The following is a 22,227-nucleotide window of genomic DNA, read 5'->3' as shown; positions in this document are numbered from 1 at the left end:
AACAGAGTGTTATTTTCTGTCCGCTGCCTGACCTGCCAGCCCTGTCAGACAGTCACAATAAAAAATCCGACAACATTACCTCTCGTTAGTGGATACCTGTTTATGAAACTATTTAAAAGCCTTTATTTCCAGGTTCTGGTCGCCATCGCCATCGGCGTGCTTCTGGGCCATTTCTATCCTGATTTAGGGACGCAGATGAAGCCGCTAGGGGATGGCTTTGTTAAACTGATCAAGATGATCATCGCCCCCGTGATTTTCTGCACAGTCGTTACCGGTATTGCCGGAATGGAAAGCATGAAAGCCGTGGGTCGCACCGGTGCGGTTGCGCTGCTTTACTTTGAAATCGTCAGTACCCTTGCGCTGATTATCGGCCTGATCGTCGTTAACGTTGTGCAACCTGGCGCGGGAATGAACGTTGATCCTGCGACGCTGGATGCCAAAGCGGTTGCCATCTATGCGCAACAGGCTGAGCAGCAAGGCATTGTGGCCTTTTTACTGGATGTGATTCCGGGTAGCGTGATTGGCGCCTTCGCCAGTGGCAATATCCTGCAGGTATTACTGTTTGCCGTGCTGTTTGGCTTCGCATTGCATCGTCTGGGCAACACGGGCACATTGATTTTCAATGTGATCGAGAGCTTCTCAAAGGTCATTTTCGGCATTATCAATATGATTATGCGCCTGGCGCCTATCGGGGCCTTTGGTGCCATGGCCTTTACCATTGGTAAATATGGCGTAGGTTCACTGGTGCAGCTTGGCCAGCTCATTATCTGTTTCTATATTACCTGTGTGCTGTTTGTCGTCGTTGTGCTGGGGCTGATTGCCCGCCTCTTCGGTGGCTTTAGCATCTTCAAATTCATTGCCTACATTAAAGAAGAACTGCTGATTGTTCTGGGAACGTCCTCATCCGAATCGGCGCTGCCGCGTATGCTGGATAAGATGGAGCGGCTGGGTTGTAAGAAATCCGTGGTGGGACTGGTCATTCCCACAGGTTACTCCTTTAACCTGGACGGTACCTCTATCTACCTGACGATGGCGGCCGTTTTCATTGCTCAGGCAACAAATGCGCATATGGATATCTTCCATCAGGTTACCCTGCTGGTGGTATTACTGCTCTCTTCTAAAGGGGCGGCGGGCGTTACAGGCAGCGGCTTTATTGTTCTGGCTGCAACACTGTCGGCAGTGGGACATTTACCCGTTGCCGGCCTGGCGCTGATTTTGGGTATCGACCGATTTATGTCAGAAGCCCGTGCGCTGACGAACCTGGTAGGTAATGGCGTAGCAACCGTTGTGGTCGCGAAATGGGTTGATCAACTGGATAAAAAACAGTTGGGTGAGACATTAGCGGGCAAAAATGGCGCAAAAGACCCGTCTGAATCCACGATTTAATCCTTGAATGTGATTTAATCCTCTCAAATGCCCGCTGTCACTTGCCCTGACAGCGGGCATTTGGATAATAACCCCACTTGTTTTTTTTCAACGTTTTTCACTTCGTTGCGTGACATCCCGGTCTTCCTGTGGTCAAACCTGTTGTTAATGATCGGCAGCGCGAATCGGCAATGACCGGTTCGCTTATAAACGCGGCTAAACGTGCCAGTGATAACGATTTTTTGAATTGTTTGAGTAGGGGTTCACATGCAGGGCACCAGAATTCGGCTTTTGGTTGGTGGACTAGTGCTGGCAGCGACCAGTTACGGTGCATCCGCTGAAACGCTGCAACCTGATCCAGCCTGGCAACAGGGAAAACTGGACAACGGATTTAGCTGGCAACTGTTGGCAACACCGCAACGGCCAAGCGACCGCATTGAATTGCGTATGGTGGTTAACACAGGCTCACTGGTAGAAAGTGCGCAGCAAACCGGTTTTAGCCACCTTTTGTCACGTCTGGCGCTGGTTCATAACACCGCACTGGATACAAATCAGCAGCGTGCTTTATGGCAGCAGGGCATCGATCCACAGCGCCCGTTACCGCCCGTCATCACATCGTATGATTACACGCAGTATAACTTAAGCTTACCCAATAACCGTCCAGACCTGTTAAAGGAAGCCCTGAACTGGCTGGCTGCGACGGCTGGCGATATGGCGATCACTAATCAGGTGGTGGACACCGCGTTATCTGCTTCCGATCCGGTTAAAACCTGGCCAACGGATACGCAGGATGTCTGGTGGCGCTACAGACTGAAAGGGTCCGCGCTATTAGCACACGATCCGGCAGAGAAACCGCGCGCGCCGGTGGATATCGCACAGCTAAAAAGCTTTTATCAGCAGTGGTACACGCCGGATGCCATCACTCTGTATGTGGTCGGCAATGTCGACAGCCGTAGTTTTTCTGAGCAGATCAATAAAGCGTTCTCCTCGCTGGAAGGCAAGCGCAGTTCGGCTGCGCCGGTGCCGACCTTGTCCCCGTTACCGCATGATCCAGTGAATCTGGTAAGCGGCAGCGGTGCGCAGGACCGCCTTTCTCTGGTGTGGGATACACCCTGGCAGCCTATCCGTGATTCACAAAACCTCCAGCGTTACTGGCGGGGCGACCTGGCGCGTGAGGCGCTGTTCTGGCACGTTCAACGTGCGTTGAGCAACAGCAAAGCGCAGGGCGTTCAGGTTGGCTTTGATTGCCGGGTGCTTTATCAACGCGCCCAGTGTTCCATTAATATGGACACGCGCAACGACAGCCTGGAACAGAATATGAATCTGGTGGCACGTGAGCTGGCCGCCGTACGCGATAACGGTTTGCCTCAGGAAGAGTTTGACGCGCTGATGGCTCAGAAGCTGCTGGAACTGAATAAGCTGTTTACCACTTATGCCCGCACTGATACGGACGTGCTGATCAGTCAGCGCCTGCGCTCGCAACGTAATTCCGTGGTGGATATCGCGCCGGAACAGTATCAAAAGTTGCGGCAGGATTTCCTGGCAGGTTTGACACGTGATCAGATGAATCAGGAATTACGGCAGCAGCTCAGTCAGGAACTCATGATGGTGCTGATTCAGCCGGAAGGCGAAACAGAAACCAATGTGAAAAGCCTTAAAGCTGACTGGGACAAACTGATGGGGGAACCTGCTCCGTCCGCAGCGCAGTCAGGCGGCACTGACGTCAGCCAGCCGGAGAGCAGCCCCGCAGGTGACGCTGCCCCACCAGCCTCCTGATTGATCAGGTTTTTGCCCTGAGCCATTCGGTCACCAGCATCGGCCAACTGGCAAGGGGCAAATCCGCTACACCACGAATGCCGAAGCCGTGCCCGCCTTTCTGATAAAAATGCACTTCCACGGGGACGTTATGTTCCCGTAACGCGCTAAAAAATACCATGCTGTTATTCACTGGCACGTCATCATCATCGGCGGCATGAATCAGCAACGTAGGCGGCACCTGACTGTGAACCCGGGTCTCGAGTGAATAAGCATCAATAGTTTTTTGATCGGGCCAGGCACCTAATAAGCGTGTGCGTGATCCTTCATGGGCCAGACCATCGCGCATACTGATGACCGGATAAACCAGAACCATTGCATCCGGCCGAGGCGACAGGTTTTCTGCACTGTCCTGAACGGGATAAATTTTTTCGCCGAAACGCGTACCCAGGCTCGCGGTGACGTGGCCGCCAGCAGAAAAGCCCATCATCACAATATATTTTCCGTTTAGCCCGCGCTGTGCCCGTTCACGTAGTACGCGCACGGCGCGCTGTGCGTCGGCCAGCGGTGCATCTGGTCCTTCGTGATGTCCATCATAGGGCAGGCGATAAGTCATTACCGCCAGGGTATAACCCATCGAAGTAAAGAACGTTGCCAGCGCACTGCCTTCACGATCAATCATGATGCGCTGGTAGCCGCCCCCTGGCGCAACCAGCAAGGTGATGCCATTGGATTCAACAGGATGCCAGATAGCCATTTCCGGGCAGCGTACACCGGTTGCTACGCGGTCGTAGGGTTCATACTCTTTTGCGGTATCCACAATCTGGGGCTGAGCACGAGAATCGCTGGCGCCTGGCGCATCACCATTTGGCCAGATATTAATAATTTCTGTATTCATAGCAGTGTCCTGATGCGAGAGATGTTGTCGTTGTTTTGTTCGCGGCCGTGAGAACAGCATCCTGCTGTCGCTGTTTAAAAGATGGCCTGTTTTAATGTAATCGTCCAACCTAAAAGCGGTTTATACATGAGATTCGGACTATGCCTGGCGTTGAAGCTGCCTGGCTAACTTGATAATTTAAAAGGAATAAAAACGCATTAAGATTAGAAACTGTTAACAGATGAGGACCAGAGGCGACGGCGTTAAAACGGCTGAGCTGACTTAAGCTAAATGAACGGTTTTTCATGTTGTCCTAACGGAAATAGCAGGAATTTATTCCCCTGTGATGTTTCAGGAAACATAATGTCTGGATGCCGGACGGTACGATGCCATTGCGGCTCAATATATCGTCCCGCTTCATGGGGGCTTATTAATCGTCAGTGTATCCTGACCGTCAACTCTCCAGAAGGCGTTCAGGTGGCGTTTCAGTAACAGCCCTCCGGCTCACGGAACTGTCCCCTTGATTTACCTTCGTGAACAGTTTTGGCGGCTTTACTACGGTGTCCCACGGTTGTCTGCCAAGGCTGTTAGCGCATCGACGTCATTCTGCGCCTTTGCGTTGATGGCAAAAGCCATGCCATCGAAGCGCCCTTCAGCGAGCGCAGGCGGTACCGTATCGTTGAATATCCTTTGCCTGCGGATAACGTCTGGGCTTCGTACCGCGGTTTTTGAAAAACAGGATGGGGGGATTTGGCTCAATAATCTGCGTCTTACACCCACTCGCTTTGTAAAAGCCTGACGCTTTTTCCCTGTCGCGTATACCAGACAGACCAGATTAATGTGCTTCGTATCCACCCCCGTTTTCCTTCAGGCACAGACATGCTGCCTGTACCGGTGTTCCCGTGATGAGCGACTGGCAATCATTCCGGCATTGCCGAACGCGGAATGATCGCACCGCGGTACTGAATCACTGTGCTGGCGGTGAGATGACCGCGCCGTGCCGCTTCTTCTGTCGTCGCGCCGACAAGTCGCCTGGCGAGGTAGCCCGCACTGAATGAATCCCCGGCGGCCGTGGTATCGACAATCTTTTCTTTTGGCAGCGCGACGGAAGGTACCTCGGCCAATGGCTGGTCTTCAAACGCAATCAGGCACGATTCCGCCCCGCGTTTGATGACGACTTCTTTTACGCCCGCATCACGTGCGCGGGCAATGACGTCCTCAACAGACTGTTCGCCCCATAACTGGTGCTCGTCATCCAGCGTCAGGAACGCCATATCCGTGTTTTCGAGCATTGTCTGGTAAGCCTGGCGAGTAGTGACCTTATCTTTCCACAAGCGCGGGCGGTAATTATTATCAAATATCACTTTCCCCCCGTTTGCCCGACAGTCTGCGAGCAGTTGCATGAGCCGGGCGCGACTGTCGTCAGGCAGGATAGCCAGGCTGATTCCGCTCAGATAAAGATAGTCGTAATGTTTAAGCTGTTGGCAAATGTCGTCGGCACCCGGGCCATCAAGCCAGTAACGGGCTGCCGCATCACTGCGCCAGTACCAAAAGGAGCGTTCGCCCTGATCGTCGGTTTGGATCATGTACAAACCCGGCATTTTGTTTTCAAGGCGCTGGATCAGTGCAGTATTGACGTTTTCCGCCTGCCAGCGAGTCATCATCTCTGCGCTAAAGGGATCAATGCCCAGTGCGGTGACGTAATCAACCCGTACATCCTGTTGACTGACCTGCCGGGCCAGATAAACCGCAGTATTCAGCGTGTCACCGCCAAAGCCGCGTTTGAGGTTCTCACCCTTCTCGGACAACTCAATCATGCACTCACCAATAATAGCGATCTTTATCTGCGTCATGGTTTCAGGCCTGTAGTAAAAGTTCGCTTCAGTCTCGCGTTTGTGAGGCCTGTCGTCAACTTTTTAAAACAGTGTTTTAATTTAATTTAGGGCGCTAAAACATGATAATTAACCCGATAACGCGCCCTGTTTCGGCGATTGTCGTGTCAAAACTCGCGTAGACTCGTGGCTCCTATGTGGCCAGATTTTCACTATGTATCGAAATACAAACGATAATTGCCGCTAAGCCGCCCAAATGAAGGCGCTTACTATCAACCAGGAAAAGACCATGGTTATGGAGAATATTAGTCAATGGCTACCTTCTTCAGTTGACATCACTCCCCAGCAGAAAAAGCGCCTCTTCTGGCGACAGTGTCAACGCCAGTATACCTTTCAGCCTATCTACAAAGTCTCTGGGCGGCTGTTGGCGATTGAGTTGCTGACGGCGGTCATGCATCCGTCTGAACCTGAAAAAAAACTCTCCCCGGAAGCATATTTTGCTGAGCTGGAGATAGCAGAGCGCCTTGACGTTGTGCAGGAGCAGTTAACGTTGCTCAGCCAGTGGGAAGCTTTCTTTGCCGATAATGAGGTCATGGCATCAGTCAATATTGACGGCCCCTCTCTGTCATTAATACAACATCATCTGCCGATTCGCAGCCTTATCACCCGATTGCCCTGGGTGCGCTTTGAACTGACCGAGCACCACGTTTTGCCTCAGGAAGAGATGGTGGCGCAAATGCCGGAGTTGGGGCCGCTCTGGCTGGATGATTTCGGCTCAGGGATGGCAAATTTTTCTGCCCTGACGGAGCTGAAATACGACTACATCAAGTTGTCGCGCGAATTGTTTATTTTGTTGTGTGCATCGGGGGAAGGGCGAACACTCTTTCCTATGCTGTTGTCGCTGATTAACCGCTACTGTAACGGCGTTATTGTTGAAGGCGTGGAAACGCAGGATGAATGGGAGCAGGTAAAAGCCTCTCCGGCCATTGCGGCGCAGGGATATTTTTTCTCACGCCCCGCCCCTTTTTCGGAACTGGTGTACCTGCCTGTCCAGCTTGATTGATCCCTTCCGGCTCGCTCTCGACTATCTTTAACGGAGACCGTGAAAGAGCAGGGAGGATGCCTAATGTCACGCGCTGGAAAAATAGTCAGTTGGATAGCGGGAATTTTAGTCCTGGTGATCGTCGTCGTGGTCATTGTCATTGCCACATTCGACTGGAATCGCTTGAAGCCGACCATCAACAAAAAAGTCTCAGCAGAACTGAACCGACCTTTTGCCATTCGTGGTGATTTGGGTATCGCGTGGCAACGACAACGCGACGAACCGGGATGGCGCAGTTTTATCCCCTGGCCGCATCTGCATGCCGAAGACATCATGCTGGGCAATCCGCCTGATATTCCCGATGTCACTATGATTCATCTCCAGCGCGTCGACGCAACGCTTGCGCCGCTGGCACTGCTGCACAAACAAGTCTTTATCCCCTGGATAAAGCTACAGCAGCCGGATGCCCGATTGATTCAAACCGCCGACAAGAAAAACAACTGGACGTTTACGCTCGCTGAGAGTGACAGCAAAGACGACAATGCACCGCCTTCCGCCTGGTCATTTCGGCTGGACAATATTCTGTTCGATCAGGGAACTCTGCTTTATCGCGATGCGGTTAACAAGGCTGATGTCACTGTAAAACTCAATTCGCTTGGCAAACCTGTGCCTTTCGCGCAAATCGCGGGTGGAGACGACAGCCAAAAAGGGGCGGGCGACTTTGTTTTCGGCTGGCAGGCTGAAGGGCGCTATAACAATGAAAAACTCACGGGCCAGGGTAAGCTCGGCGGCATGTTATCACTGCGAAGCCAGACGACACCGTTCCCGGTGCAGGCGGATGTCCGTAACGGTACTACACGGGTACAGCTTTCTGGCGGTGTGCAGGATCCGTTAAATCTGGGCGGACTGGATGTGCGTTTGCGTTTTTCTGGCGACACGCTGGCGAATCTGTATGGCCTGACGGGAGTGTTATTACCGGATACGCCGCCCTATGAAACAGATGGTCGCCTTATTGCTAAATTCACTGGTAAAGATGGGTCTGTTTTCCGCTATCAGGCATTCAATGGGCACATTGGCGATAGCGATATTCATGGCTCCCTGACCTACAGCCAGGGCAAACCTCGCCCTAAACTGGTGGGGGAACTGCGATCTGACCAATTGCGCATGGCAGATTTGGGGCCGCTTATTGGCGTTGACTCCGGCAAAGGCAGTGAGAAAACGCAACAGGCTAAGGCAAAGCGCGGCGAAAAATCGACACAGCCTGCCGATCGTGTTTTGCCTCATGATCAATTCGATACGAAAAACTGGTCGGTGATGGATGCTGACGTGAAGTTCAGTGGTAAACGTATCGAACACAGTAATTCCTTGCCGTTAAGCGATCTTTACACGCATTTGCAGCTTGATAACGGTAATCTACTGCTCGATCCGCTGCGTTTTGGCATGGCCGAGGGCAACCTGAACAGCACTATTCGTTTAGAAGGCGATCGCTCTCCCATGCGAGGCCGCGCGGATATTCATGCGCGTAAACTTCGCCTGCGCCAGTTGTTTCCCAATGTACAGGCAATGCAAAACAGTCTGGGACAGCTTAACGGTGATGCCAGCTTGACGGGCACGGGCAATTCTGTGGCTGACCTGCTCGCAACCAGTAACGGCCAACTCAAGCTGCTAATGAACGACGGACTGATTAGCCGCAACCTGATGGAGATTGCCGGATTAAATGTCGGTAACTATCTGGTTGGTAAGCTGTTCGGTGATGATGAGGTGCGCATCAACTGTGCGGCAACGGATCTGAAATTGCAAAACGGTCTGGCCACGCCAAACCTGTTTGTGTTCGATACGGAAAATGCGGTCATCAACGTGACGGGAAATGCGAATTTCGCCACTGAACGTCTGGACCTGTCTGTGAATCCAGAGAGTAAAGGCATTCGTATCGTGACCCTGCGCTCACCGCTTTACGTCCGTGGTACGTTTAAAAATCCGGATGCCGGTGTGAAGACCGGGCCACTACTGGCGCGTGGTGCGGCAGCCGTTGCCCTGGGTGCCGTGGTAGCACCGGCGGCGGCCTTACTGGCACTGATTTCCCCCAGCGATAATGATGAAAATCAGTGCAGCCGGGTATTGCAGCAGATGAAAAGCAAAAAATAATCAGTTGCGATAGAGCACTTTGATGATGTGGTAACCAAACGCGGTTTTCACCGGCCCAAAGGGTTGTAACAGTGGGCAGGTGAAGGCCGCTTTATCAAATGCAGCTACCATCTTTCCCCGCCGGAATTCACCCAGATCGCCGCCGTTTCGGCCTGAAGGGCAGATGGAGTGTTTTTTAGCAAGCTGCTGGAAATTCTCCCCTTTTTTCAGCTTCGCCAGCAAGACTTTCGCCTCTGCCTCCTGTTTCACCAGAATATGTAAAGCCGCGGCAGTTTTCGCCATGATGGTGTCTCTGTTGTGTATAATTGCCCTCCATTATAAACCCGTCTTTTCAAATCGCAGAGACGTTAACGGCACCGCGTTCATGCCGTTGGCACGCGAGTGAGGCGAAGCGGGTATCTTATTTCAACAGAGCGATTCCCTATGCGTTTAAACTCCAGCCAACAACGTGCCGTCGAATTTGTCACCGGTCCCTGTCTGGTGCTGGCGGGGGCTGGCTCGGGTAAAACCCGCGTGATCACCAATAAGATCGCACATCTGATTCGGGAGTGCGGTTACCAGGCGCGCCACATTGCGGCCGTGACGTTCACGAATAAAGCCTCACGTGAAATGAAAGAGCGCGTCGCGCAAACGCTGGGGCGTAAAGAGGCGCGCGGCCTGATGATCTCGACATTCCATACCCTGGGACTGGAGATTATTAAGCGCGAATATGCAGCGCTGGGAATGAAGTCTAACTTTTCCCTGTTCGACGACCAGGATCAACTGGCCCTGCTTAAAGACCTGACCAGCCAGTGGCTGGAAGAGGACAAGACCTTACTGCAGCAGTTGATTTCCACCCTTTCCAACTGGAAAAATGATTTGGTTGATCCGCCCAAGGCGGCGGCATTAGCCCGTTCGGAGCGCGATAACGTTTTCGCGCACTGCTATGCCCTGTATGATCAGCACCTTAAAGCCTGTAATGTGCTGGATTTTGACGACCTGATCTTGTTGCCGACCCTTCTGCTACAGCGTAATCAGGAAGTGCGCGAGCGCTGGCAGCAACGTATTCGCTATCTGCTGGTCGATGAATATCAGGATACCAATACCAGCCAGTACGAACTGGTTAAATTGCTGGTGGGTGCCAGAGCGCGTTTTACTGTCGTTGGCGATGACGATCAGTCGATTTATTCCTGGCGCGGAGCGCGGCCGCAAAATCTGGTCCTGCTGAATGAGGATTTCCCGACGCTGGAAGTGGTGAAGCTTGAGCAGAATTACCGATCTTCACAGCGTATCCTTAAAGCTGCCAATATCCTGATTGCCAACAATCCGCACGTGTTCGAGAAGCGCCTGTTTTCTGAACTGGGTATCGGTAGTGAACTGAAAGTGTTGAGCGCAAACAGTGAAGAACACGAAGCCGAGCGGGTAACGGGTGAACTGATTGCTCATCACTTTATCAATAAAACGCAATATAAAGATTACGCCATTCTGTACCGGGGGAATCACCAGTCCCGGGTATTCGAAAAATTCTTGATGCAGAACCGTATCCCTTACCGGATTTCAGGTGGCACCTCCTTTTTCTCACGGCCAGAAATAAAAGATCTGTTAGCGTATTTACGCGTACTCACTAACCCCGACGATGACAGCGCCTTTTTACGGATTGTGAATACTCCCCGGCGTGAAATTGGCCCGGCGACGCTGCAAAAACTGGGTGAATGGGCCACTATCCGCAGTAAAAGTCTTTTTAACGCCAGCTTCGATGTGGGACTGGGGCAGACCCTGACCGGCCGCGGTCTTGAGCTTCTGCAGCGCTTCACTCACTGGCTCAATGAGATTATCCAGCTCAGTGAGCGGGAACCCGTGAACGCTGTCCGTGATTTGATTCGCGGCATCGATTATGAAAGCTGGCTGTTTGAAACCTCCGGTAGCCCTAAAGCCGCTGAAATGCGCATGAAAAACGTCAATACGCTGTTTCAATGGATGACGGAAATGCTGGAAGGGAGCGATCTGGATGAGCCGATGACGCTGGCCCAGGTCGTCACGCGGTTTACGTTGCGCGACATGATGGAGCGCGGCGAAAGTGACGACGAGTCAGACCAGGTGCAGCTGATGACGTTGCATGCGTCTAAAGGGCTGGAATTCCCCTATGTTTTCCTGGTTGGCATGGAAGAAGGATTGCTCCCGCATCAGAGCAGTATTGATGAAAATAACGTTGAAGAAGAGCGCCGTCTGGCCTATGTCGGTATCACCCGTGCGCAGAAAGAGCTGACGTTCACCTTATGCCGTGAGCGCCGTCAGTACGGTGAACTGGTTCGCCCCGAGCCCAGCCGCTTTTTGCTGGAGCTGCCGCAGGATGATGTGGTGTGGGAAACCGAGCGTAAGGTGGTCAGTGCTGAAGAGCGAATGAAAACCGGCCAGAGTCGGGTGGCCGGATTACGGGCGATGCTGGAAAAGGCGAAAAAGGGTTAATGCGCCGATCGGGCGTAACCGCAAGTACTCAGGTCAGCGATAACTGCCAGTGTACATAGGACTGGTAATGACTTTCCTGTTCAAGCAGTTCCGCCCGAAGCGGATGTACATCCAGCCAGCCCGCCGGCAATGTGACATTCAGCGCTTCATCATCGGCCTGCATACGTACGGCAGGCAGGGTGTCATCGCGACGGCGACTGGAAAAGATAATCGACAGGCGCAGCAGGCGACACAGGCGCTCTGCCAGACGCGGCGGTACGGCATTTTGTTGGGTCAGTAACGCAAGATCGATGCTGCCGCTTTGGTTTTGCAGTAAGCAGGCGATCAGCTTTTTTTGCGCGGGCGTAAAACCCGGCAGATCAAGATGGCGAACCAGGTAGGCAGCATGCTGAGGTGCCTGACGGAAATCGACGCTCAGCCCGATTTCGTGGATAGCACAGGCGCTCAGCAGTAATTCCCGACAGCGCTGATCCAGTTTCCAGACCACGCTGACCTGGCGAAAAAAACTTTCAGCCAGCTGACGTACCCGATCGGCCTGGCACACATCGATGTTGAACCTGCGCTGAACATTTTGCAGCGTACGGCTGCGAATATCACGATCAACAGGTAAGTGCAGCATTCCGTACACCAGCCCTTCGCGCAGTGCGCCACCGGCCAGCGTCATGCTGTCGATATTGAGTTCCTGAAAAATGGCGATCAGGATTGAGAGCCCACTGGGGAACACAAGCGCACGTTCCAGCGTCAGTCCTTCGATTTCAAGCTCTTCCAGCTTGCCACATTGAATAGCGCGCTGCTTTAACTGCTGGAGTTTGCTCAGGGTGATGCGCTCATCCATGCCCTGTGCCACCATGATTTCCTGTAACGCCTGCACGGTGCCGGATGCACCGACGCAAACCTGCCAGCTCTGTTTGCGCAGTTCTGCCGAAATGGGCTGCAGCATGGCTTTGGCGGCCTGTTCTGCCTGGTCAAAATTTTCCTGCGCCAGGTGACGATCGCCAAAGAAGCGTTCCAGCCAGGTGACACAGCCCATCTGCAAACTAAACAGCACGCTGGCATGGGAGCCGTCACCGGTGGCTAACTCAGTACTGCCACCGCCGATATCGACAACCAGACGTTGATCGGAGCCGCCGGTGGTGTGCGCCACGCCTTGATAAATCAGACGGGCTTCTTCTTCACCGCTAATCACATTGACGGCGCAGCCCAGAATCTGTTGAGCCTTATCCAGAAAGACCTGTGCATTTGCTGCAATACGCAGCGTAGCCGTCGCCACCACCCGAATCTGGTCAGGCGGAATATCCTGAAGTTGTTCCGAGAAAAGCCGCAAACATTGCCAGCCCCGCGCCATCGCTTCAGCTGACAAATGATTGGCGCTGTCCAGGCCAGCAGCCAGGCGCACCTTGCGTTTGATTTTGGCGATAGTCTGAATACTGCCAGACACTTCGCTGACTACCAGCATGTGGAAGCTGTTAGATCCTAAATCAATCGCAGCATAGAGTGTCGATGCGCTTAGCATGGTGAACTTAACCCGAACGTTTACGGTTGTTATGACGTGGAGCACCGCGACGACTGGCGTTATTTCCGCCACGACGCTGACCGTTGCCTGTACGATTACGCGTCAGACGTTTCGGCGGCGGGAGTTCACTTAACAGCGCATCGCTGTTGTATTTGCTCACCGGAATACTGTGACCAATGTACTCTTCAATACCCGGCAGATTTAACGCGTACTCTTCGCATGCCAGGCTGATTGAGTGGCCGCTTGCCCCTGCGCGTCCTGTACGGCCAATGCGATGAACGTAGTCCTCGCGGTCATCAGGCAGATCGTAGTTAAAGACATGTGTCACTGCGGGAATGTGCAGGCCACGTGCCGCAACATCGGTCGCCACCAGGATATCGATGTCACCTTTGGTAAAGTCATCCAGAATGCGTAAACGCTTCTTCTGAGCCACATCGCCGGTCAGCAAGCCGACACGGTGACCGTCCGCAGCCAGATGGCCCCAGATATCTTCACAGCGATGTTTTGTATTGGCGAAAATAATCGCGCGATCGGGCCATTCTTCTTCCACCAGCGTTTGCAGCAAACGCATTTTCTCTTCGTTGGAAGGATAGAAAAGCTCTTCTTTAATGCGGTGGCCCGTTTTTTGTTCCGGCTCGACTTCAACGTATTCGGCGCTGTTCATGTGCTCAAAGGCCAGTTCACGCACGCGATAAGAGAGCGTGGCCGAAAACAGCATGCTCAGGCGTTGAGTTGCGGGTGGCATGCGGCGGAACAACCAGCGAATATCTTTAATAAAGCCGAGATCGAACATGCGATCGGCTTCGTCCAGCACCATGACCTGTATGGCGCTGAGGTTGACGTGATTCTGCTTCGCATAATCAATTAAGCGACCCGTGGTGCCGACCAGAATATCGACACCGTTTTCCAGAACTTTTAACTGCTTGTCATAGCCGTCGCCACCGTAAGCCAGGCCTAGTTTCAGGCCGGTCGATGCCGCCAGCGGTTCTGCATCCGCATGAATTTGCACGGCAAGTTCACGCGTAGGTGCCAGAATTAACGCGCGAGGTTGGTTAACCTGGCGTCCCTCTGGTGCAGGGTGAGAAAGAAGATGATGAAACGTTGACGTTAAAAACGCCATCGTTTTGCCGGTACCGGTTTGCGCCTGACCTGCGACATCACGCCCTGAAAGCGTAAATGGCAGTGCTAACGCCTGAATAGGCGTGCAGTTATGAAACCCTTTTTTATCAAGGGCTTCCACTACCTGTGGGTGCAGGGCGAAGTCGGAAAACTTCTGTTCAGTTAAGTGTGTTTTGCTCATAGTGTGGTAGAATATCAGCTTACTATCGCTTTACGAAAGCGTATCCGATGAAATAAAGTCAACCAACATTGGTTTATATTACGCCAATTCGCCAGGCATAATCTTGTGGAGTAAAACATGAGCAGCGATAAAATCGTTCATCTGACCGATGACAGTTTCGACACCGACGTGCTGAAAGCCGACGGCGTTATACTGGTAGATTTCTGGGCTGAATGGTGTGGTCCTTGTAAAATGATCGCCCCAATCCTTGATGAAGTTGCAGAAGAGTATGATGGCAAGCTGACCATCGCTAAGCTGAATATTGACGATAACCCAGGTACCGCACCGAAATACGGCATTCGTGGCATCCCGACGCTGCTGCTGTTTAAAAACGGTGAAGTCGCTGCAACGAAAGTGGGCGCATTGTCCAAAGGTCAATTAAAAGAGTTCCTGAACGCCAACCTGGCGTAATCGGGCTGAACGTTCGGCAGTGGTTAAATTTTTTCCTCCTGCTGGACGTTCGCTTTTAAGCGTGCTAACTTATTTTCACTGCACTATGATCATACCTTGTAGTTAGCATTCAAAGTTTTCCCTTGTTAAACCCTGTCGCACTGTACCTACCAGCGGTTTAGCAATCTAACGACTAGCTCTACTCTGACTTAAATCGACCGACTCCTCGCTTCCAGTCATCATTCAAGACAACGATCGTTGAGAAGAGTTGAAAAGTCATTAACAGAACAGGCATGGATTAACTGCCATACCATTCACGACAAACATTTCGAGTATTACCCCGAGTTTAAGAACCCATCACTATGAATCTTACCGAATTAAAAAATACGCCGGTTTCTGAGCTGATTACCCTCGGCGAGAATATGGGGCTGGAAAATCAGGCTCGTATGCGCAAGCAGGACATTATTTTCTCAATCCTGAAGCAGCACGCGAAAAGCGGCGAGGACATCTTCGGTGATGGTGTGCTGGAGATATTGCAGGATGGATTTGGATTCCTCCGCTCTGGAGACAGCTCCTACCTCGCCGGTCCTGATGATATCTACGTTTCTCCCAGCCAAATTCGCCGCTTTAACCTCCGCACTGGTGACACCATCGCCGGCAAAATTCGCCCACCAAAAGAAGGTGAACGCTATTTTGCGCTGCTGAAAGTTAATGAAGTCAACTACGACAAGCCTGAAAACTCGCGCAACAAAATTCTGTTTGAAAACCTTACGCCGCTGCACGCTAACAGCCGTCTGCGTATGGAGCGCGGTAATGGATCAACCGAAGACTTAACGGCGCGCGTACTGGACCTGGCGTCGCCCATTGGCCGCGGTCAGCGTGGCCTGATTGTTGCTCCGCCAAAAGCCGGTAAAACCATGCTGCTGCAGAACATCGCACAGAGCATTGCCTATAACCATCCTGACTGCGTGCTGATGGTGTTGCTGATCGATGAGCGTCCGGAAGAAGTGACAGAGATGCAACGCCTGGTCAAAGGCGAAGTGATTGCCTCAACCTTCGATGAGCCGGCTTCGCGTCACGTTCAGGTTGCAGAGATGGTGATCGAAAAGGCTAAGCGCCTGGTTGAGCATAAAAAAGACGTCATCATTCTTCTCGACTCCATTACGCGTCTGGCCCGTGCCTATAACACCGTGGTGCCGGCCTCCGGTAAAGTGCTGACAGGTGGTGTGGATGCTAACGCCCTGCATCGTCCTAAGCGTTTCTTTGGTGCGGCGCGTAACGTGGAAGAGGGCGGCAGCCTGACCATTATCGCGACTGCGCTGGTGGATACCGGTTCGAAAATGGACGAAGTGATTTACGAAGAGTTTAAAGGCACCGGTAACATGGAGCTTCATCTCTCACGTAAGATTGCGGAAAAACGCGTCTTCCCGGCCATTGATTACAACCGTTCCGGTACACGTAAAGAAGAGCTGTTAACCTCTCAGGAAGAACTGCAGAAAATGTGGATCCTGCGTAAAATTATTCACCCAATGGGCGAAATCGACGCGATGGAGTTCCTGATCAACAAGTTGGCCATGACCAAAACCAACGATGAATTCTTCGATATGATGAAGCGTTCCTGATTCTTTTAAGCGTCATCTGAACAGGATGACGTTTTTTTACTTTAAAAGATCATAAAATAGCTCTGACGCCACGTTCTGACGTGGCGTTTTTCATTTACGGGCTATAGGATTGTGGTCTGGCAGGCGTAATAATAATGACGGTGGAAGTGGTGGACGGTTGACCGTTCGTACACCGCTTAATGCCGAATTCGGAATCTGGGACGGTAATATGCGCCTTCTTTCGCGTATTGTGTGTATCCAGGATGATAGCTGAGAGCGTTTAACGTGAATTTACTCACTATGAGTACTGAGCTTGGTTTAGTTTTTGTCTTTTCCCTGGCGTTTCTTTTCCTTGCTCGTAAAGCAGCCAAAAAGGTAGGGCTGGTTGACTCACCCAACTCGCGTAAACGCCACCATGGCGATATCCCCTTAGTCGGTGGTATTTCTGTTTTTGCAGGCATTACGTTTGCCTTTGCCATTACGAACTATTATCTGCCCCATGCCACGCTCTATTTAAGTTGCTCGGCAATCTTAGTCATTGTCGGCGCACTCGACGACCGGTTTGACATCAGCGTTAAAATCCGTGCGGTGATACAAGCTGCGGTGGCCATTGTGATGATGGCGGGCGCAAAACTTTATCTACTGAGTCTGGGTTTTATCATCGGTCCGGTGGAGTTGATCGTCGGGCCGTTCGGCTATGTGTTGACCCTTTTTGCCGTCTGGGCAGCGATTAATGCTTTCAATATGGTGGACGGTATTGATGGTCTGCTGGGGGGGCTTTCCTCCGTCACCTTTGGTGCAATGGGAATTATTCTCTTACTGGACGGACAGTACAGCCTGGCGATGTGGTGTTTTGCAATGATTGTCGCCATTCTCCCGTATATCATTCTCAATCTTGGTTTGCTGGGAAGACGCTATAAAGTTTTTATGGGTGATGCCGGCAGTACGATGATTGGCTTCACCATCATCTGGATTTTGCTGGAAACCACTCAGGGATTAAGTCATCCCATTTCACCGGTCACTGCATTATGGTTAATCGCCATTCCATTAATGGATATGGTTGCCATCATGTATCGGCGTCTGCGTAAAGGCATGAGTCCTTTTTCAGCTGACCGTCAGCATATCCACCATCTGTTAATGCGTGCGGGGTTTACCTCACGTCAGGCATTCGTGCTGATTACGCTTGCTGCGGCCTTGCTCGCAGGTATTGGCGTATTAGGCGAATACCTCGCCTTTGTACCTGAATGGGTAATGTTGGTTCTTTTTCTGCTGGCGTTTATGGCTTACGGCTATTGCCTCAAGCACTCCTGGCGCATAGCAAGACGAATCCGGCGTTTTAAGCGTCGTATGAATGTCCCTGCTGATACTGACAAATAAAAGACTTAAAAAGGATGACGCTGTGATGCCTGCAAACGTTGTGGAGAACGAACTGGATATTCGCGGCCTGTGCTGCCGTTTGTGGCGCGGAAAGCACTGGATAGTCGGTTGCGCAGTGCTGTTTGCAGTGGCAGCCTGGCTGGCGACGTTGCTGATGAAACAGGTATGGAGCACAACAGCGATTACAGGACGTCCAACAGTGAATATGCTGGGCTCGTACTATTCACAGCAGCAGTTTCTCAATAACCTGGATGTACGCAATGACGCCGTGACGTTAACCAGCGCGTCTCCCAACGTGATGGATGAGGTTTATCATGAGTTTCTGGTGCAGCTTTCCTCCTGGGATACTCGTCGCGAGTTCTGGCTGCAAACCGACTATTACAAAAGTCGGAAAAGCGGCAATGCGCACAATGATGCGGTCCTGTTAGATGAGCTGATTGATAACATCCAGTTTACGCCAGCGGATACCGCGCGTAACACGTTCGACAGCGTCAAACTGAAAGCGGAAACGGCGAGCGATGCCAACAACCTGTTGCGTCAGTACATTGCCTATGCCAGTGAGCGCGCAGCACGTCATCTCAACGCGGAGCTAAAAGGTGCGTGGCAGGCACGAGATGCGCAACTTCAGGCACAGGTCAGGCGTCAGGAAGCTGTGGCGAATGCCGTCTTCCAGCGTCGCATTCATCGTCTGGAACAGGCGCTGAAGGTGGCCAGCCAAAAAGGAATTACTGAAAAACAGACGAATGAAGTCAGTGAGAGTCTTGCTGACAGCGATCTGTTTTTAATCGGTCAGCCGCTATTGCAGGGGCAACTCGACACCCTGCGTGCGACGGGACCGAGCTTTGATATAAGCTACGATCAAAATAAAGCGATGCTGACGACACTTGATGCAGGACCTGCGTTAACCAATAAATTTCAGACCTACCGTTATTTACGTACACCGGAAGAGCCGGTGTCACGTGACAGCCCACGCCGGGTATTTATGATGGTGATGTGGGGCGCGGTAGGGGCACTGGTTGGCGCCGGTGTGGCACTGGCACGTCGTCGGCGACCCATGTCAGATACACAAGATTGAGAGAAACAGTGTGAAAGTTCTGACAATTTTTGGCACCCGACCTGAAGCCATTAAGATGGCACCACTCGTTCAGGCCCTGGCACAGGATCCAGCTTTTGAATCACGGCTGTGCGTAACCGCACAGCACCGTGAAATGCTCGATCAGGTGCTGAGCTTATTTCAGCTTCAGCCTGACTACGACCTCAATATTATGCGGCCTGAACAAGGATTAACGGAAATAACCTGCCGTATCCTGCAAGGCATGCACACCGTCCTTCTCGATTTCAAACCCGACATTGTTCTGGTTCACGGTGACACCACAACCACGCTGGCGGCCAGTCTGGCTGCGTTCTATCAACAAATACCTGTCGGCCATGTTGAAGCGGGTTTAAGGACAGGCGATCTGGCATCGCCGTGGCCTGAAGAGGGCAATCGTAAACTGACAGGCCATCTGGCACGGCTGCATTTCACGCCAACCTCCCGTTCCCGACAGAACCTGCTGGATGAAAATCTGCCCGATGACAGCATTGTGATTACCGGCAATACGGTGATTGATGCCCTGCTGTGGGTGCGCGATCGGGTACTGGATGATAACGCCATTAATGCGCAACTGGCTGCACGTTATCCGTTTCTGGATGAAAACAAAAAGCTGGTACTGGTAACGGGCCATCGGCGGGAAAGTTTTGGCGAGGGGTTTGAGCGTATTTGTAGCGCTTTAGCCGAAATTGCGCGTCAGCACCCTGAGGCGCAGATCGTTTATCCTGTGCATCTCAACCCGAATGTCCATGAGCCCGTTAACCGCATTCTGCGTGACATCAAGAACATTGTACTGATTGAGCCGCAGGAGTATCTGCCGTTTGTCTGGCTCATGAATCGTGCCTGGCTCATTCTCACCGATTCTGGCGGAATTCAGGAAGAAGCGCCTTCGCTGGGTAAACCCGTTTTGGTAATGCGTGAAACCACGGAACGGCCAGAGGCGGTTGACGCGGGGACGGTAAAACTGGTGGGAACGGATACGGCGAAGATTGTTGCCGAAGTCAGCGCATTACTGAATGACGACGAGGCCTGGCAGACCATGAGCCGCGCCCATAATCCCTATGGGGATGGCAATGCCTGCGGGCGAATCTTACAAGCCTTAAAAGATAACAGAGCCAACTTATGAGTTTTGAAACCATTTCCGTCATTGGACTGGGTTACATTGGGCTGCCTACCGCAGCCGTTTTTGCCTCAAAGGGAAAAAAAGTGGTGGGCGTTGATATCAATGCCCGGGCTGTTGACACCATCAACCGCGGTGCCATTCATATCGTCGAACCCGATCTGGAACAGGTGGTGCAGGCAGCCGTTGCGCGTGGCGATTTACGTGCCACCACGCAACCGGAAGCGGCGGATGCCTTTTTGATTGCCGTCCCTACGCCCTTCCAGGCCGATCGCCAGCCCGACTTACGTTTTGTGCAGGCGGCCGCAATATCCATCGCACCGGTTTTGAAAAAAGGCGATCTGGTGATTCTGGAGTCGACGTCTCCGGTAGGCAGTACCGAGCAGATGGCGGAGTGGCTGGCTGCCGCGCGGCCTGATTTACGTTTCCCCCAGCAGGGCGATGAACCGGACGTTTTTATTGCCTACTGCCCTGAGCGTGTTTTGCCCGGCCAGATCATGGTCGAGCTGATTAAAAACGATCGTGTTATTGGCGGCATGACGCCAGCCTGTTCTGCCCGTGCCAGCGCGTTATATCGTATTTTTCTCCAGGGCGAGTGCGTGGAAACTCATGCCCGTACCGCCGAAATGTGCAAGCTGACCGAAAACAGCTTCCGGGACGTAAACATTGCGTTTGCCAATGAGCTGTCCCTGATCTGTGCTGAGCAGCAGATTAATGTCTGGGAGCTTATTGCGCTGGCAAACCGTCATCCTCGTGTGAATATTCTGCAACCCGGTCCCGGCGTAGGCGGACACTGCATTGCCGTCGACCCCTGGTTTATCGTGGCGCAGAACCCTGACTTAGCGCGACTGATCCGTACCGCCCGCGAAGTGAATGATGCCAAGCCACACTGGGTACTGGAGCAGGTAAAAAAAGCACTGGCAGACTGTCTGACGCAAACCGATAAGCGCGCCAGCGATCTGACGATTGCCTGTTTTGGCCTGGCGTTTAAGCCAAATATTGATGACCTGCGTGAAAGCCCGGCGATGGAAGTCGCCCATTTGATTGCAGACTGGCATCAGGGCCGTACCTGGGTGACTGAACCGCATATTGAGCAGATTCCCGAACGTCTGGAAACGCAGGCCACGCTGGTGTCAACAGAGCAGGCGCTGCAACAGGCCGATATTCTGGTGATGCTGGTCGATCATCAGGCGTTCCGCGCCATTGATGCGGCGCACGTGACCCAGCAATGGGTCGTTGATACGAAAGGTGTCTGGCGATGAAGCATTTTTTAATTACTGGCGGCGCAGGTTTTATTGGTTCAGCGTTAGTGCGGTTCCTGATCAATGAAACTGATCATCATGTCGTCGTCGTCGACAAGTTGAGCTATGCGGGCAATTTGTCCTCACTGGCTTGTGTTGCAGATAGCCCTCGCTTTAAATTTGAGCATGTCGATATCTGTGATCGTCCTGCCCTGGACCGAATCTTTGGCGAGTATCAACCTGATTGTGTCATGCATCTGGCAGCTGAAAGCCATGTAGATCGCTCTATTGATGGGCCAATGGCGTTTATTGAAACCAACATTATTGGCACGTATCAGTTACTTGAAGCGGCACGCCATTACTGGAGTGCCTCAGCAGATGAACGAAAGAAAAACTTTCTTTTCCATCACATTTCAACGGATGAAGTTTTTGGCGATCTCCATGACAACACGGCTTTTTTCACTGAGAACACGCCTTACGCGCCCAGTAGCCCTTATTCAGCGACGAAAGCCAGCAGCGATCATCTGGTAAGAGCCTGGTCACGGACCTATGGTTTGCCCGTTATTGTGACGAATTGTTCAAATAACTATGGTCCCTACCATTTTCCAGAAAAGCTGATCCCTCTTACCATTATTAATGCGCTTGCTGGCAAACCGTTGCCGGTTTATGGGAATGGTCAACAGATACGTGACTGGTTATACGTTGAGGATCATGCGCGTGCGCTCTATACCGTCATCAGCAAGGGGCTTGTGGGAGAAACGTATAATATTGGTGGCCACAATGAGCGGAAAAACATCGATGTGGTTGAAACTATTTGTGCGTTATTAGAAGAGTTGGCACCAGAACGTAAGTTGTCAGGTCTGAAAAACTACAGGGATTTGATTACATTTGTTACCGATCGCCCCGGCCATGATCAGCGCTATGCGATTGATGCCAGCAAAATTGCTCGCGAATTAGGGTGGATACCTGAAGAAACGTTTGAAAGCGGCATGCGTAAAACCGTCGCATGGTTTCTGGATAATCCGCAATGGTGGCAAGCTATTTTGGATGGGCGCTATGGCGGTGAGCGTCTCGGACTGAAACCGTAGTCAACGA

Annotated in this window: 17 protein-coding genes; 12 read left to right on the top strand and 5 right to left on the bottom strand. The window is 52.1% G+C overall.

The window, feature by feature from the left end; translation table 11 throughout:
• Positions 1-96: 96 nt before the first annotated feature.
• Positions 97-1,386 (top strand): dicarboxylate/amino acid:cation symporter, encoded by a 1,290-nt coding sequence (locus C1N59_RS20085; RefSeq protein ID WP_172677667.1) that lies wholly within the window; start codon positions 97-99, stop codon positions 1,384-1,386.
• Between the two features lie 246 nt (positions 1,387-1,632).
• On the top strand, positions 1,633-3,141 hold the full coding sequence (locus C1N59_RS20080; protein ID WP_033737328.1) for a M16 family metallopeptidase: 1,509 nt from the start codon (positions 1,633-1,635) through the stop codon (positions 3,139-3,141).
• A 4-nt stretch (positions 3,142-3,145) separates the two neighbouring features.
• Here the strand turns inward: C1N59_RS20080 and C1N59_RS20075 are convergent, their stop codons facing one another.
• Positions 3,146-4,018, bottom strand: coding sequence for an alpha/beta hydrolase (locus C1N59_RS20075; RefSeq protein WP_394550124.1), 873 nt, complete (start codon positions 4,016-4,018; stop codon positions 3,146-3,148).
• A gap of 899 nt (positions 4,019-4,917) precedes the next feature.
• Positions 4,918-5,850, bottom strand: a complete 933-nt coding sequence (locus C1N59_RS20070; protein WP_058701520.1) for a 2-dehydro-3-deoxygluconokinase — start codon at positions 5,848-5,850, stop codon at positions 4,918-4,920.
• Positions 5,851-6,118: 268 nt separating this feature from the next.
• Here C1N59_RS20070 and pdeH point away from each other — a divergent pair, with 268 nt between their 5' ends.
• Positions 6,119-6,892: a cyclic-guanylate-specific phosphodiesterase gene (gene pdeH / locus C1N59_RS20065; RefSeq protein ID WP_172913517.1), complete on the top strand. Its 774-nt coding sequence runs from the start codon at positions 6,119-6,121 to the stop codon at positions 6,890-6,892.
• Positions 6,893-6,955: 63 nt separating this feature from the next.
• Positions 6,956-9,016, top strand: coding sequence for an AsmA family protein (locus tag C1N59_RS20060; protein WP_394550123.1), 2,061 nt, complete (start codon positions 6,956-6,958; stop codon positions 9,014-9,016).
• Here the strand turns inward: C1N59_RS20060 and ppiC are convergent, their stop codons facing one another.
• The gene (gene ppiC, locus C1N59_RS20055; RefSeq protein ID WP_394550122.1) at positions 9,017-9,298 is read right to left on the bottom strand and encodes a peptidylprolyl isomerase PpiC; all 282 of its coding nucleotides are present in this window, start codon (positions 9,296-9,298) and stop codon (positions 9,017-9,019) included.
• Positions 9,299-9,439: 141 nt separating this feature from the next.
• On the opposite strand from ppiC, the gene rep reads away from it, so the two are divergent.
• Complete coding sequence (gene rep / locus C1N59_RS20050; RefSeq protein WP_394550121.1) at positions 9,440-11,461, top strand: DNA helicase Rep; 2,022 nt, start codon at positions 9,440-9,442, stop codon at positions 11,459-11,461.
• Between the two features lie 28 nt (positions 11,462-11,489).
• On the opposite strand, the gene gppA is transcribed toward rep, so the two are convergent.
• A complete protein-coding gene (gene gppA, locus C1N59_RS20045) occupies positions 11,490-12,974 on the bottom strand; it encodes a guanosine-5'-triphosphate,3'-diphosphate diphosphatase (protein ID WP_006121428.1) in 1,485 nt (494 codons plus the stop codon).
• 7 nt (positions 12,975-12,981) lie between these two features.
• Positions 12,982-14,274, bottom strand: coding sequence for an ATP-dependent RNA helicase RhlB (gene rhlB / locus C1N59_RS20040; RefSeq protein ID WP_033737345.1), 1,293 nt, complete (start codon positions 14,272-14,274; stop codon positions 12,982-12,984).
• Between the two features lie 117 nt (positions 14,275-14,391).
• On the opposite strand from rhlB, the gene trxA reads away from it, so the two are divergent.
• From trxA to rfbB, 7 genes are all read left to right on the top strand, one after another.
• Entirely contained in the window at positions 14,392-14,724 is a 333-nt protein-coding gene (gene trxA, locus C1N59_RS20035; protein ID WP_006121430.1) for a thioredoxin TrxA, read from the top strand.
• A 341-nt stretch (positions 14,725-15,065) separates the two neighbouring features.
• On the top strand, positions 15,066-16,325 hold the full coding sequence (gene rho / locus C1N59_RS20030) for a transcription termination factor Rho (RefSeq protein ID WP_006121431.1): 1,260 nt from the start codon (positions 15,066-15,068) through the stop codon (positions 16,323-16,325).
• A 279-nt stretch (positions 16,326-16,604) separates the two neighbouring features.
• Complete coding sequence (gene wecA / locus C1N59_RS20025; RefSeq protein WP_039339214.1) at positions 16,605-17,681, top strand: UDP-N-acetylglucosamine--undecaprenyl-phosphate N-acetylglucosaminephosphotransferase; 1,077 nt, start codon at positions 16,605-16,607, stop codon at positions 17,679-17,681.
• 25 nt (positions 17,682-17,706) lie between these two features.
• The gene (wzzE, locus tag C1N59_RS20020; RefSeq protein ID WP_033737408.1) at positions 17,707-18,756 is read left to right on the top strand and encodes an ECA polysaccharide chain length modulation protein; all 1,050 of its coding nucleotides are present in this window, start codon (positions 17,707-17,709) and stop codon (positions 18,754-18,756) included.
• A gap of 10 nt (positions 18,757-18,766) precedes the next feature.
• Entirely contained in the window at positions 18,767-19,897 is a 1,131-nt protein-coding gene (gene wecB, locus C1N59_RS20015; protein ID WP_394550120.1) for a non-hydrolyzing UDP-N-acetylglucosamine 2-epimerase, read from the top strand.
• Positions 19,894-21,153: a UDP-N-acetyl-D-mannosamine dehydrogenase gene (gene wecC, locus C1N59_RS20010; protein WP_283788310.1), complete on the top strand. Its 1,260-nt coding sequence runs from the start codon at positions 19,894-19,896 to the stop codon at positions 21,151-21,153. The genes wecB and wecC overlap by 4 nt, the downstream gene beginning before the upstream one ends.
• Positions 21,150-22,220, top strand: a complete 1,071-nt coding sequence (gene rfbB / locus C1N59_RS20005) for a dTDP-glucose 4,6-dehydratase (RefSeq protein WP_039339217.1) — start codon at positions 21,150-21,152, stop codon at positions 22,218-22,220. Before wecC ends, rfbB begins: the two co-directional genes overlap by 4 nt.
• Positions 22,221-22,227 lie beyond the last annotated feature (7 nt).

The sequence above is a fragment of the Pantoea sp. SGAir0183 genome (genome assembly GCF_043545505.1).
Note: the sequence above shows the minus strand (reverse complement) of the source record. Positions and strands in the feature narration are given on the sequence as shown.